This is a genomic window from Streptomyces sp. NPDC017225 (assembly GCF_044331465.1).
In the GTDB taxonomy this organism is placed as follows: Bacteria; Actinomycetota; Actinomycetes; order Streptomycetales; family Streptomycetaceae; genus Streptomyces.
This window is the reverse complement of the sequence record NZ_JBIRNE010000007.1, coordinates 1-12,779: the sequence shown is the minus strand read 5'-3', so window position 1 is coordinate 12,779 and position 12,779 is coordinate 1. Positions and strand designations below refer to the sequence as shown.

Annotated in this window: 12 protein-coding genes and 1 riboswitch; of the genes, 1 reads left to right on the top strand and 11 read right to left on the bottom strand. The window is 73.5% G+C overall.

Annotated features, from left to right (window positions below; genetic code table 11):
- The first annotated feature begins 101 nt into the window (after window positions 1-101).
- Window positions 102-767, top strand: a complete 666-nt coding sequence (locus ACH4NX_RS17560) for a hypothetical protein (RefSeq protein ID WP_398127966.1) — start codon at window positions 102-104, stop codon at window positions 765-767.
- On the opposite strand, the gene ACH4NX_RS17555 is transcribed toward ACH4NX_RS17560, so the two are convergent.
- The 11 genes from ACH4NX_RS17555 to ACH4NX_RS17505 all read right to left on the bottom strand — a co-directional run bounded on the left by ACH4NX_RS17555 (window position 703) and on the right by ACH4NX_RS17505 (window position 12,470).
- Complete coding sequence (locus ACH4NX_RS17555; protein ID WP_398127965.1) at window positions 703-1,548, bottom strand: inositol monophosphatase family protein; 846 nt, start codon at window positions 1,546-1,548, stop codon at window positions 703-705. The genes ACH4NX_RS17560 and ACH4NX_RS17555 overlap by 65 nt on opposite strands.
- Window positions 1,549-1,632: 84 nt before the next feature.
- A complete protein-coding gene (locus tag ACH4NX_RS17550; RefSeq protein WP_398127964.1) occupies window positions 1,633-3,471 on the bottom strand; it encodes a gamma-glutamyltransferase family protein in 1,839 nt (612 codons plus the stop codon).
- Window positions 3,472-3,537: 66 nt separating this feature from the next.
- The gene (locus ACH4NX_RS17545) at window positions 3,538-4,899 is read right to left on the bottom strand and encodes an MFS transporter (RefSeq protein WP_351395787.1); all 1,362 of its coding nucleotides are present in this window, start codon (window positions 4,897-4,899) and stop codon (window positions 3,538-3,540) included.
- The gene (locus ACH4NX_RS17540; RefSeq protein WP_398127963.1) at window positions 4,896-5,813 is read right to left on the bottom strand and encodes an ABC transporter ATP-binding protein; all 918 of its coding nucleotides are present in this window, start codon (window positions 5,811-5,813) and stop codon (window positions 4,896-4,898) included. Before ACH4NX_RS17540 ends, ACH4NX_RS17545 begins: the two co-directional genes overlap by 4 nt.
- Window positions 5,810-6,862 (bottom strand): iron chelate uptake ABC transporter family permease subunit, encoded by a 1,053-nt coding sequence (locus ACH4NX_RS17535; protein ID WP_351395781.1) that lies wholly within the window; start codon window positions 6,860-6,862, stop codon window positions 5,810-5,812. The genes ACH4NX_RS17540 and ACH4NX_RS17535 overlap by 4 nt, the downstream gene beginning before the upstream one ends.
- Window positions 6,859-7,902, bottom strand: coding sequence for an iron ABC transporter permease (locus ACH4NX_RS17530; protein WP_351395778.1), 1,044 nt, complete (start codon window positions 7,900-7,902; stop codon window positions 6,859-6,861). Before ACH4NX_RS17530 ends, ACH4NX_RS17535 begins: the two co-directional genes overlap by 4 nt.
- Window positions 7,899-8,951: an iron-siderophore ABC transporter substrate-binding protein gene (locus ACH4NX_RS17525; RefSeq protein ID WP_351395775.1), complete on the bottom strand. Its 1,053-nt coding sequence runs from the start codon at window positions 8,949-8,951 to the stop codon at window positions 7,899-7,901. Before ACH4NX_RS17525 ends, ACH4NX_RS17530 begins: the two co-directional genes overlap by 4 nt.
- A gap of 214 nt (window positions 8,952-9,165) precedes the next feature.
- On the bottom strand, window positions 9,166-9,936 hold the full coding sequence (locus tag ACH4NX_RS17520; RefSeq protein WP_398127962.1) for an AraC family transcriptional regulator: 771 nt from the start codon (window positions 9,934-9,936) through the stop codon (window positions 9,166-9,168).
- A gap of 116 nt (window positions 9,937-10,052) precedes the next feature.
- On the bottom strand, window positions 10,053-10,931 hold the full coding sequence (locus ACH4NX_RS17515; RefSeq protein WP_351395770.1) for an SDR family oxidoreductase: 879 nt from the start codon (window positions 10,929-10,931) through the stop codon (window positions 10,053-10,055).
- Between the two features lie 261 nt (window positions 10,932-11,192).
- Window positions 11,193-11,885 (bottom strand): (2Fe-2S)-binding protein, encoded by a 693-nt coding sequence (locus tag ACH4NX_RS17510; RefSeq protein ID WP_398127961.1) that lies wholly within the window; start codon window positions 11,883-11,885, stop codon window positions 11,193-11,195.
- A 180-nt stretch (window positions 11,886-12,065) separates the two neighbouring features.
- Window positions 12,066-12,470, bottom strand: a complete 405-nt coding sequence (locus ACH4NX_RS17505; protein WP_351395764.1) for a (2Fe-2S) ferredoxin domain-containing protein — start codon at window positions 12,468-12,470, stop codon at window positions 12,066-12,068.
- A 62-nt stretch (window positions 12,471-12,532) separates the two neighbouring features.
- A riboswitch (cobalamin riboswitch) is annotated at window positions 12,533-12,659 on the bottom strand.
- Window positions 12,660-12,779 lie beyond the last annotated feature (120 nt).

The following is a 12,779-nucleotide window of genomic DNA, read 5'->3' as shown; positions in this document are numbered from 1 at the left end:
GGACCCCTTCGTCAGCCGATGGCCACTGGGGATCAGGATATGCCCGGGCACCGACAGCCCACGGGCAAGGGTGGGACGGGCGGGACCGATAGGGTCCGGGGATGACACGCCGGACACGCTTTCCCGGCCCCCGGGAGGGGCTGTGGCTCTGGTACGAACTCGGCTTGGACGGCCACGCCCTGCGGCAGGCGGCGTTCGACCGGTCGCTGCCGGTCCCGCACGCCGGGGACCTCCTCTACCGCGCGGGCGAGGCGATCACCGACGGCGGCGCGTCGGTGGCGGCCGCGCGCGACGACCTCCGCTCGACGCTCGAACGGTTCGGCCCGGACGCCCTGCCGTTCTACGAGACCGTGTACGGCGTGCTGACGGACGGCCCGGTCGAGGTGCCGCCCGGCGCCGGCGACGTCACCGGCGCCGAGTTCGAGCGGGTCTGGGAGACGGCGAGGCGCCACCGGCGGTTCATGCGCCACCTCACTGGGCCGCTGCCCGAGGGATCGCTGGTCACCGGTACGGTCACCGTCGCTCCGTGGGGCCCCGGCCGGACGGGGCTGGTGGTGGACATCGGCCGGCCCGGACGGGCCTTCGTGGACATGGGGCAGCTCCCCCCGCGCGGCGAGGACTGGCCACCGGTCGGGACCGTGACCGAGTTCGAGGTCGTCCAGATCCGCTTCGACGTCCGGCCGGAGCGCCCCGACCTGGAGATCAGGCTCCGCCCGACAGCAGTGCCACCACCTGGCGGGCCGTGGCCGCGTCGCGGGCCGCGGTGAACGGCAGCTCGTTGCCACCCGTGATCCGGAAGGGCTCGCCCGAGCGGGTCAGGTGGGTGCCGCCCGCCTCCTCGACCAGGAGGATCCCCGCGGCGTGGTCCCAGGCGGCCTCCCAGGAGAAGGCCGTGGCGTCGGACTCCCCCTGGGCGACGGCGAGGTACTCCAGTCCGGCCGAGCCGCAGGAGCGGGGGGCCAGCCCCGGGGCGCGCAGGCCGAGCAGGACCTGCTTCTGCTCGTCGGTCGTGTAGTCCGGGTGTGACGTGGCGACCCGCAGGTCACGGCCGGGCTCGGGCGGGCCCGCGTAGAGCCGCTCACCGTTCAGGAAGGCGCCCCGGCCGCGTACGGCCGTGGCGAGTCGGTCGTCGGCGGGGGCGTAGGTCCAGGAGGCGTGCACGACTCCGTGGTGGGCGAGGGCCACCAGCGTGCAGAAGCCCGGGTCGCCGTGCACGAACTGCCGTGTCCCGTCGACGGGGTCGATGATCCACACCGGTGCCTCGCCGCGTATCGCCTCGTACGAGGCGGGGTTGTCGTGCACCGCCTCCTCGCCGACCACGACCGAGCCGGGCAGCAGCGCGGCCAGTACCTCGGTGAGGTACAGCTCGGCCTTGCGGTCGGCGTCCGTCACCAGGTCGTGCGGGCCGGCCTTCTCGTCGACCTCGTGGGCCGCGAGCCGGCGCCAGCGCGGCATGATCTCCAGGGCGGCCGCCTTGCGGACGGCCTCCTCCACCTCGTCGGCGTGCCGGGCGAGAAACTCGTCGATGGTTTCGTTGTTCTCGATCATGACTCCATGAGAGCACGCCCGACTGACAATCCCCACCCGGGTGGTGTACTCCGGGTGGAATCGGCACGAACACGGGGTGCGGGGTCAGCGGCCGACCGCGTAGCCCTGCGCTCCGCGCGGGTTCGCCGCCGCCGACAGCACGCCCGTCTGCGGGTTCCGCGCGACCGCGCACAGCCGGCCCTCGGACCAGGCGTCGCCGACCGTCACGTCGTGCCCGCGGCGCCGCAGCTCCTCGACGACCTCCGCCGGCATCCGCGACTCCACGGTGACGCTGCCCGCCCGCATCCCGCGCGGGAAGAAGGAGCCGGGGAAGCTGTCGTTGTGCCAGTTCGGGGCGTCGATCGCACCCTGGAGATCGAGACCGCCGCGGACCGGGGCGCGCAGCGCGACCGCGAGCAGGAAGTGCAGCTGCCACTGGTCCTGCTGGTCGCCGCCGGGCGTGCCGAAGGCCATGACGGGCACCCCGTCGCGCAGGGCCATGGAGGGTGTGAGCGTGGTGCGGGGCCGGCGGCCGGGGGTGAGCGAGTTGGGCAGGCCCTCCTCCAGCCAGGTCATCTGCAGCCGGGTGCCGAGCGGAAAGCCCAGTTCGGGGGCGACGGGGTTGGACTGGAGCCAGCCGCCGCTGGGCGTGGCCGAGACCATGTTGCCCCAGCGGTCCACGATGTCGAGGTGGCAGGTGTCGCCGCGGGTGGCTCCGTCGGCGGCGACGTCCGGTTCGCCCGGCACCGGGGACGTGGGGCGCTTGGCGACCGTCGGCTCGCCGACCCCCAGGGCGTCCAGGCCCTCGCCCTCGACGGCCGCCACGCGCGCGTGGGCGCTGAGCCGCGGGGCGCGCCCGGCCGGGCTGCCGGGCCTCAGCTCGAAGGACGCCCTGTCGCCGACGAGCGCTCGCCGTGTCGCGTTGTACCGCGGCGACAGCAGGTCGTCGAGCGGCACCCCGGCCGCGCCGTCCGCGTCCCCGTACCAGGCCTCCCGGTCGGCCATGGCGAGCTTGCAGCCCTCGACCAGCAGGTGGACGTAGTCGGCGGTGCCGTGGGCGGGCAGTTCGGACGGGAGCAGCGCCAGTTGCTGGAGCAGGACCGGCCCCTGGCTCCAGGGGCCGGCCTTGCAGAGGGTCCAGCCGTTCCAGTCGTACGTCGCGGGGGCCTCGTAGGACGCGGACCAGTCGGCGAGGTCGGCGGTGGTGAGGGTGCCGGTGTGCCGGTCGCCGCTGGTGTCCATGGTGGGCCGCCCGGCCTGTCGTACGAGGGCCTCGGCGACGAACCCGGTGCGCCAGACCTCCCGGGCCGCGTCGATCTCCGCCTCCCGGTCCCCCGCCCCGGCGGCCTCGGCGAGCAGCCGTTTCCAGGTGGCGGCGAGGGCGGGGTTGCGGAACAGCTCACCGGGGCGGGGCGCATGTCCGTCCGGCAGGTAGACCTCGGCCGAGGACGTCCACTCCGTCTCGAACAGCTCCCGCACGGTCTCGACGGTCTCAGTGAAGCGCTCCACGGGCGCGTGCCCGTGCTCGGCGTAGCCGATGGCGTACCTCAGTACGTCGGCCAGCGGCTTGGTGCCGTGGTCGCGCAGCAGGAGCAGCCAGGCGTCGAAGGCGCCCGGCACGGCGGCGGCGAGCGGTCCCGTGCCGGGGACGAGGTCCAGGCCGAGCCCCTTGTAGTGCGCGACCGTCGCACCGGCCGGCGCCACGCCCTGCCCGCACAGCACCCGCACCTCGCCGCCCGCCGGCGCGAGCAGGATCGGCACCTCCCCGGCGGGCCCGTTGAGGTGCGGCTCGACGACGTGCAGCACGAAGGCACCCGCGACGGCGGCGTCGTAGGCGTTGCCTCCGTCCTCGAGCACCGCCATGGCCGACTGGGAGGCCAGCCAGTGGGTGGAGGCGACCATGCCGAAGGTGCCTTGCAGGGTGGGGCGGGTGGTGAACTGCATCTCTCACCTCGGTGACTGCTTGTGTCGACTGTGTGCGTCGGCGGCTGTCCGTGTGCGTCGGCGGTCTCAGCGATTCTCCCCGCCCGCTTCGGGGGTGAGGGCGGCGGGGCCCGAGTCCTCGGGGCCGGAGCCGGTCGCGGTGGTGTCCCGCGCGCGGGACCCGGCCTCCTCGTCGGCTCGGCGGCGAGCGGCGTCCTCGTCGGTCCGGGCGTCGTAGCTGACGAGCCTGGGCAGTGCGACGGTGAGCATGCCCACCGCGGCGACGCAGGCGAGGCCGCCGGTCCAGATCGCCGGGCGGGCGCCGGTCCAGCCGGCCATCGCGCCGGCGCGGACCTGGCCGAGTTGCGGACCGACGCTGTAGGAGAGGACCTCGATGCCGGCGAGGCGGCCGCGCAGCCGGTCGGGAATGGTCTGGTTCCAGATGGTGGAGCGGCCGAGCCCGCTCAGCATGTCCCCCGCTCCGGCCAGGGCGAGGCACGCCAGTACCAGCCAGACCTGCGACGTCCAGCCGGCCGCCGCCATGGCCAGGCCCCAGCCGGCGGCGCCGAAGACCACCAGCAGGCCGTGCCGCCGCGTTCTGGACACCCAGCCGCTGGTCAGGCTGACCAGCAGCGACCCGACGGCGCCCGCCGAGTACATCAGCCCCAGCGACCAGTCGGCGTCGAGTTCGTCGGCGAGGAAGGGGAAGATGGTGTTCGGGAAGGCGAAGAACATCGCCGACAGGTCGATCGCGTAGGTGCCCAGCAGTACCGGCCTCGACCAGGCGTACCGGGCCCCTTCGGCGATGCCGCGCAACGACGGCTTGGCCGCGTGCTCGACGGGCGGCACGGACGAGAGCCGACGGCACATCAGGACCGACAGGCAGAAGCAGACCACGGTGGTGGCGTACGCGGGGACGTTGCCGGCGTAGGCGACGACGAGGCCGGCCAGCGCGGGGCCGGCGATGGCGCCGGCCTGCCAGCGCAGGGCGTTCAGGGCGGCCGCGGCGGCGAGCTGGTCGTGCGGGACGATCCGGGCCAGCAGCGAGTCCAGCGCGGGCCGTTGGAGTCCGGCGAGGGCCGCCACCCCGCCCGCCACCACGTACAGGGGCCAGAGCAACGGGCTCGGCAGCAGCGCGTTCACGAGCAGGACGGCCGCCAGCAGCCCCAGTCCCGCCTCGGTCAGCACGATGACCTTGCGCCGGTCCACCGCGTCCGCGAGTGCTCCGCCGTACAGTCCGAAGACCACCAGCGGGACGAGTTCTACGGCGCCCATCACACCGACCGCGAGCGGGGAGCCGGTCAGGTCCTTGATCTGGAGCGGCAGCGCGATCAGCGCCATCACGCTGCCGAGGTAGGTGACCAGGCCCTGCGTCCACAGCAGGCGGAAGTCGCGGGAGGAGCGCCAGGGCGCGAGGTCGGGCAGCAGCGCCGCGAGTTTCGGGGTCACGGCCTCGCTCCGGACTTCGGGGTGCCCTCGCGGGAGGTGTCCGAGACGGTGGTCCGGGCGTCGGCGCCGGTGCGGGAGGCGTCCGACGCGGTGGTCCGGGGGGCCTGCGCGGCGTCCGTCGTGTGGTGGCGGCCGATCGGCAGGACGAGGGGCTTGCCGGAGACCGGGTCCTCGATGACGCGGCTCTCCATTCCGTACAGGGCCCGGACCGTGTCCTCGGTCATCACGTCCTCGGTCGTCCCGGCGGCGAGCAGCCGTCCGGACGCCAGGGCGATGAGCCGGTCCGCGTAGCGCGCGGCCAGGTTGAGGTCGTGCAGGACCATGACGATCGTGGTGCCCCGGGTCCGGTTCAGGTCGGTCAGCAGGTCGAGGACCTCGACCTGGTGGCTGATGTCGAGGAAGGTGGTGGGCTCGTCGAGCAGCAGCAGGTCGGTCTGCTGGGCCAGCGCCATCGCGATCCACACCCGCTGGCGCTGGCCGCCGGAGAGTTCGTCGACGGCCCGGTCCATCAGGTCGGTCGTCTGTGTGGCCTCCAGCGCCGCGGCGACCGCCGCGTCGTCCTTCGCCGTCCAGCGGGAGAAGGCGCGCTGGTGAGGGTGGCGGCCCCGGCCGACCAGGTCCAGCACCGTGATGCCCTCGGGGGTGACCGGTGACTGGGGCAGCAGGCCCAGGGTGCGGGCGAGTTCCTTGGCGGGGGTGCGGTGGACCTCCCTGCCGTCCAGGACGACCCGGCCGGCGCGCGGGACGAGCAGCCGGGACATGGCGCGCAACAGCGTCGACTTGCCACAGGCGTTGGCGCCGACGATCACCGTGATCCGCCCGGCCGCCAGGGTCAGGTCCAGGCCCTCGATGACGGCGCGGTCGCCGTAGCCGAGCGTGAGGTCCTCGGTGGCGAGGGTGTGGGACGCGGTCACAGTGAGCCTCCGGCCCGGTTGGTGCGGACGATCAGATAGACGAGGTACGGCGCGCCCAGGACGCCGGTGACGATACCCACGGGGTAGCGGGTGTCGAAGGCGTACTGGCCGGTGAAGTCGGCGACCAGGACGAGCAGGGAGCCGACCAGCCCCGCGGGCACCAGCAGGGATCCGCCGGGCCCCACCAGGCGGGCGGCGATCGGCCCGGAGAGGAACGCGACGAAGGCGATCGGTCCGGCGGCCGCCGTCGCGAACGCGATCAGCCCGACGGCCGCGACGATCACGGTGACGCGGGTGCGTTCGACACGGACGCCGAGCGCGGAGGCCGTGTCGTCACCCAGGCTCAGCGCGCTCAGGTCGCGGGCCCGGGACAGCAGCACCGGGCCGCACACGAGTACGGCGAGGACGGCGGGCACCGTCTCCTGCCAGGTGGTGCCGTTGAGGCTGCCCGTGAGCCAGCGCATCGCCTCCTGGAGGTCCCATTCGCCGGCCTGCGACAGGACGTAGGAGGTGACGCTGTCGAGCATGGCGGCGATACCGATGCCGATCAGGATGAGCCGGGTTCCGGCGACCCCGTCGCGGAAGGCGAGGGTGTACATGAGCAGGGCCACTCCGAGCGCGGCGGCGATCGCCACGACCGACACCCCGGTCCCGCTCATCGAGAAGGTCACGATGGCCAGGGCCGCCGCCGCGCTCGCTCCCGCGCTGATGCCGATGACGTCGGGGCTGGCCAGCGGGTTGCGGAGCATCGTCTGGAAGGTGACGCCGGCCATGCCGAAGCTGAATCCGGCGGTCAGCGCGAGGACCGCCCGGGGCAGCCGCAGGGTGCCGACGGTGAAGGAGGCGCCCGGCACCTGCTCGCCCATGACGACGCGCAGCACGTCGCCGGCCGGGTAGAAGGTGTGGCCGGCCATGAGTGTCGTGGCGAACGCGGCGACGACGAGCAGCAGCAGCGTCGAGGCGAGCAGCCGTCGCCGGTACGCGCCGCGCACCCGGGCGCGGGTGACGGCCGCCGGCGTGGACGGGGCGCGGACGGCTGGGGCACTCACAGGGACCTGACCTTCTGGCGTCGGACGATGTGGATGAAGAAGGGGGCGCCGATGATCCCGGTCAGGATGCCCACGTCGATCTCGGCCGGCCGGGCCACGACCCGGCCCAGCACGTCCGCGGCCGTCAGGAGGATCGCGCCGCTCAGCGCGGAGAACGGCAGCAGCCAGCGGTGGTCGACCCCGGCCAGGAGCCGGCAGGCGTGCGGTACGACGAGACCGACGAAGAGGATCGGCCCGGCGACGGCGGTGGACGCGCCGCACAGCACGACCGCGCCGAGCGCCGCGCCGGCCCGGACGAGGGCGACGCGTTCACCGAGTCCGGCGGCCAGGTCGTCGCCCAGTGCCAGCGAGTTGAGGGCACGGGCGGAGACCAGGCAGATGACGAACCCGGCGCCGAGGAACGGCAGGACGCTGCCGAGCTGTTCGTAGGAGGCGCCGCCGACGCCGCCGATCTGCCACAGCCGGAAGGTGTCGGAGATGTCGTTGCGCGGCAGGACGACGGCGCTGACCAGGGAGGTGAGCGCGGCCGTGATGGCGGCGCCGGCGAGGGCCAGCTTCAGCGGGGTGGCGCCGCCGCGGCCCAGCGAGCCGATGGCGTACACGAAGGCGGCGGTCAGCGCCGCTCCGAGCATCGCCACCCAGATGTATCCGTCCGCCGACGCGAGGCCGAAGTAGGCGATGGCGGTGACCACGGCCAGGGAGGCACCCATGTTGACGCCGAGGATGCCGGGGTCGGCCAGCGGGTTGCGGGTGACGCCCTGCATGACCGCGCCGGAGAGTCCGAGGGCGGCGCCCACGACGACGGCGAGGAGGGTGCGCGGTATGCGCTTGGCGACCGCCGCCTCCTCCAGGGTGGCCTCCGCGCCGCCGAGTGCCGCCCACACGTCGGACCAGGCGACGGCGCGGGAGCCGAAGGCGAGGGAGGCCACCATGACGGCGATCAGGACCGCGGCGATGACGAGGAGCCACAGGACGCGGACGCGCGCCGGACGCCTTACCAGCAGGGTGTCCGGCGCGGTCGGGGTGTCGGTGACGGTCACTTGGCCTTGTCCGCGGCGTCGGCGAGTGCCTTCACGTAGTCGTCCAGGACGTACGGGATCGACAGCGGGGTGGGGTTGGCCGCGGTGGCCAGCGGGGTGCTGCCGGGCAGCAGGTAGATCGAGCCCCGCTTCACGGCGGCCAGCTTCGAGGTGAGCGGGTCGTCCTTGAGCGCCTTGAGCAGTTCGCCGGTGTCGTCGCCGTAGCCGGTGATGATGTCGACGTCGTTGAAGTCGTCGATGCGCTCGGCGCTCTTGGTGAGGACGAACTTCTTCGTCGACTTCGACGGCCCCGAGACGCTGGCGGGGATCTTCATGCCGAGGTCGGTGAAGAACTGGGTGCGGGTGTCGTGGGCCGTGTAGAAGCCGACCTGGCTGACGTCCTTGGAGGAGACGTGCGTCATGAACATCGCCGTCTTCCCCTTGAGCTGGGGGTACTTGGCGGCGGTCTCGCTGATTTGCCCCTCGAGGTCGCCGATGAGCTTGTCGCCCTCGTCGGCGAGTCCGATGGCCTTGCTGTTCTGGCGGATGATGTCGCGCCACGGGGTGGCCCAGGCGGCCTCGGGGTAGGCCACGACGGGGGCGATCTGGCTGAGGGTCTCGTAGTCCTGCTCGGTCAGCCCGGAGTAGGCGGCGAGGATGACGTCGGGCTTGGTGTCGGCGACGGCCTCGAAGTCGATGCCGTCCGTCTCGTCGAACAGGACGGGCGTCTTGGCGTCGAGTTCCTTCAGGCGCTTCTCGGTCCAGGGCAGTACGCCGTCCCCGTCGTCGTCGCCGAAGGTGGCCTTCGCCATGCCGACGGGGACGACGCCGAGGGCGAGCGGCACCTCCTCGTTGGCCCAGTTCACGGTGGCGACGCGCTTGGGCTCGGACGGGACGACGGTGGTTCCGAGCGCGTGCTTCACCGTCACGGGGAACTGGCCGGAACCGTCGGCGCCGGCGGCGCCGCTGTCGTCCTGCTTCCCCTCGTCACCGTCCTGGCCGCCGCAGGCGGTGAGGCCGAACAGGAGGGCCGCCGCGAGGGCGAGCGCACGAAGGCGTGGAGTTCTCATCGACCCGTGTTTTCACTTTCGGTCGGCGGTGCCGGGCCCACGCTCCGGACCGCGGACCCGGGGGTCACGGACTCAAGGGGTGACGGAGCGGGGCACGGCACGCGCACCAGCAGGGTTAGGTAAGGCTTACCTGCACAGAGTATGGAGTTGGTGCACGCGCATCAATCGAGCCTTTTCGACAGGCCTTGTAGCGATCGGGACACCGATGAGCCCGTCAGCGGTCCCGGAACCTGCCCGGAGTCGTCCCCGTCGTCCGCCGGAAGGCCGCCCCGAAGGCACTCGCCGAGCGGTAGCCGACCGCGTCGGCCACCACGTCGACCTCGAATCCGCGGGCGAGGAGCTGCACCGCGTGCTGGGCCCGCACGGCGGCGACCCAGCGGGCGAAACTCGTGCCCGTCTCGGCCTGGAACGCACGGGTCAGGGTGCGCGCGCTGCACCCGAGGGCGGCGGCCCAGCCGGTCAGCGTCCGCTGGTGGGCGGGGTCGGCCCGGACCGCGTCCACGATCGGCCGCAGCAGCGCGGAGGTGGGCAACTGCACCAGCAGCGCCCGGGACGACGGCCGCAGGACGTCGAGGACCATCGACTCGGTCACGGCCCGGGAGCGCGACGGAAGGTCCGCCTCCTCGAGCCGCTCCAGGAGGAGCCGGAGCAGCGGGGTGATGTCCACGGCGACCGGCACGTCGGGCAGCGCCGACACCGTGCCGTGCCGGAAGAAGTGCGCCCGGTACGAGGTGCCCGCGACCGCGGAGGCGGAGTGCAGTTGCCCGGCCGGCATCCACAGTCCCAGTGTCGGCGTGACGCACCAGACCTGGGCTCCCACCACGACCGTGGACGCGCCGTGCTCGTTCCAGAGCAGTTCGTGCCACGGGTGCGAGTGCTCGTTCCAGGCCGTGTCGTCGGAGACGACCTCCTCGTATCCCTTGATCACGAAGGGCACGTCCACCTCGCCGGCGGCGAGCGCCGGCAGCTCCCTCATGACACGCATGCGGTCAGGCTAACCGGCGGCCGCCCACCCGCCGGCGGCCCGGTGCGCGGGCGGCGGGTGACTCGCGGACAACGGGCCGGGCTCGGCGGAGGCCCTGCCGACCGAGGTCCGCCGGTTCAGGGCAGCGGCGTGCCGCCGGTCGCGTTGACGATCTCCGCGGTGATGAAGGACGCCTCCGGGGAGGCCAGGAAGACGTAGGCGGGTGCCATCTCGGCGGGCTGGGCCGGCCGGCCGATCGGTGCCTGCCTGCCGAACTCGGCCGTGTCCGGCAGCGTCGAAGGAATCAGTGGCGTCCATACCGGCCCCGGTGCGACCGCGTTGACGCGGACGCCCCGCTCGATCGTCATCTGGGCCAGTCCCTGGGTGAAGGTGACGATGGCCCCCTTCGTCATGGCGTAGTCCAGCAGATGCGGGCTCGGCTTGTAGGCCTGCACCGACGTCGAGTTGATGATGCCGCCGCCCTCGGGGATGTGCGGCAGGGCGAACTTCGACAGCCAGAACATGCCGTAGAGATTGGTGCGCATCACGCGGTCGAACTGCTCTGTCGAGATGGCCTCGATGCCCTCGGGCTGCGACATCTGGTACGCAGCGTTGTTCACCAGGATGTCGATCCGGCCGAACTCGCCGACGGCCTGTTCGACGAGAGACCGGCAGTTGGCCTCTTCACGGATGTCGCAGGAGACGGGGATCGCGCGGCGTCCGGCCTCCTCCACCCATCGGGCGGTCTCCCGGGCCTCGTCCTTCTCTTCGTCCAGGTGGGTGAAGAGCACGTCGGCTCCCTCGCGGGCGAAGGCCAGGGCCACCGCTCGCCCGATCCCCGAGTCCCCGCCGGTGATCACGGCCTTGCGGCCGTCGAGGCGGCCACTGCCCCGGTAGGACTCCTCGCCGTGGTCAGGAGGCGGGTCCATGGGCCCGGTCCAGCCGGGATGCGGCTGGTCCTGGGAGGGGAAGTCGGGTCGCGGATGCTGGTGGACGGGGTTCTGCGGCTGGTTCACGGCTCTGCCCTTCCTCGTCGGTGGCACGGTCTCCGCTCTGCCTGGTCGGTCTCGCACGCCCACCTGCCAGGTCCGGATCCGACCCCGGGTTCCCGCCGCCCCGCGCTGAAAACGACGGCCGGACGACGTCGGCGGCGAACGGGCCGGCCCTTCGGCAGCACGCAGCGAACGGCTTCGGTGCGGGTACGGCCCGCGTCGGCCTCAAGCCCGCGCTCTCCGAGGACCCCCTTCGTGCACGACCGCGTCGCTGCCTGACCGGGCTCACCCGGCCAGGCAGCAGTCCGCGCACTTGGTACCGGCCGGGGCACGGTAGTAGAGGCAGCAGCTCCGGCGCCGGAACGTCAGGTCCGGACCGGTCAGGTGCCCGGTGCCCGCCAGGCGGCCGGTGGTGAGCAGTTCGCTCGTGAGGACGGTGAGCGGGCCGCGCAGCCCGGGATGGGCGGCCAGGAGGCCGCGGGCCGCCTCGACGAGCGCGGAGGCGCTGTTTCCGTCCAGCAGTCGCGGGGCGACCCGGGGGCGCAGCTCCTCGGCGAGGGCGTTCAGGTGGCCCGTCACCTGCTCGCTCAGGGTGCGTGCGGGGGCCGGGAGCCGGTCGGCGTACCAGCCGGCGGCCCGGGCGAGCCGGAGGGCCGGGCCGTCGTCGGCGCGTCGCAAGGTGCTCAGGTCCGGGACGATTCCGTGCAGCAGTGTGCCGGCCAGAGCCGGGGACCAGAGCCGTGCGGCATGCCCCAGGTGGGCGAGGGAGACGCCGACGCGTGGTTCGGGAGCGCGGTGCCGGTCGGTGGCGGCCCGGACCAGGTCGGCGAAGCCGCGGGCGCAGGAGTCGGCGAGTGGGTGCCATCCCGCGTCGGGGCCGCCGGTCGGCAGGACGAAGAACCCGCCGAGGCCCGCCACCCTGTCCAGGGCCGCGGCCACTTCCCCGGCAGGCGCCCGGGCGTCTTCGGGCGTGTTCACGTGCGCCTCCCCGCGTCGGTGCGGCCCCGGGGGTGGGGGCCGGGTCCTGTGGCCGGTCCGGGAGCCCCCCGGCGCCCGCCCGGTTCGGTGGGAACGGCGAGACCCGGGTGAGGGCCGGGACCTGTGGCCGGCCATGGGAGAGCCCCCGGCGCCGCCCCGTTCGGTGGGGGCGGCGGGGCCTCAGCCGGCGGCGCGGCGCCTTGGCGGGCTGAAGACGTAGAGGTCCAGGATCTCCGGCCGGGGCGCCACACCGGGGCCGCCGGCGCCGACCCACGCGGCGACGTCCTCGGTCGCGTCCGGGTCGTTGACCAGTCCGAGCCACACGGGCCGGGCACCGGCGGCGCGGCCTTCCGCGGAGGGCTGTACGACGATGACGTTGGCCTGGTCGCAGACGTCGAGGCAGTCGCAGACGCGTACCGGAGCCGCGGCGCGCAGGCGTTCCGTCTGGGCCGCGTGGTCGACGCCGGTCACTTTGGGGCTGCCGCAGCAGCAGTCGCGGCACACCACGACGCGGCACGGCACCGGGCCGGTGGCCGTCGCGGGCCACGCGTCGTCTGTCGTTCGTCCGGTCGGCGTTGCGGGCATGCGGTGCCGTCCCTCTCTCCGGGGAGATCCGCCCCGGTGGTCCGTCGAGGAGGCGACCGCGTGAGTCTCCTGGCTCTCGGGTCGATGCTCGCCCCGGCCTTCCCACCCGCTGTCGGGCAGTGGCCTGTCGGGACTCGCTCGCCGATCACAGTGGCGGGACCGCGCCGGATTCACACCGGCTTCCTCGTTCCGCCGTCGCCTTGTCGCCGGCCATCATCCCATTCCAGGGGGGTGTCCCGCCCGCCCGGATCAAGCCGTCATCCCGTCTCCTGTTCGTGCGGGGCCGTCGCGGGCGGATGAGTCGGACGG

Coding starts and splice junctions, on each gene's coding strand:
- ACH4NX_RS17505 (WP_351395764.1), bottom strand. CDS start 12,470: ATGCCCGCAACGCCGACCGGACGAACGACAGACGACGCGTGGCCCGCG.
- ACH4NX_RS17520 (WP_398127962.1), bottom strand. CDS start 9,936: ATGCGTGTCATGAGGGAGCTGCCGGCGCTCGCCGCCGGCGAGGTGGAC.
- ACH4NX_RS17560 (WP_398127966.1), top strand. CDS start 102: ATGACACGCCGGACACGCTTTCCCGGCCCCCGGGAGGGGCTGTGGCTC.
- ACH4NX_RS17525 (WP_351395775.1), bottom strand. CDS start 8,951: ATGAGAACTCCACGCCTTCGTGCGCTCGCCCTCGCGGCGGCCCTCCTG.
- ACH4NX_RS17555 (WP_398127965.1), bottom strand. CDS start 1,548: ATGATCGAGAACAACGAAACCATCGACGAGTTTCTCGCCCGGCACGCC.
- ACH4NX_RS17550 (WP_398127964.1), bottom strand. CDS start 3,471: ATGCAGTTCACCACCCGCCCCACCCTGCAAGGCACCTTCGGCATGGTC.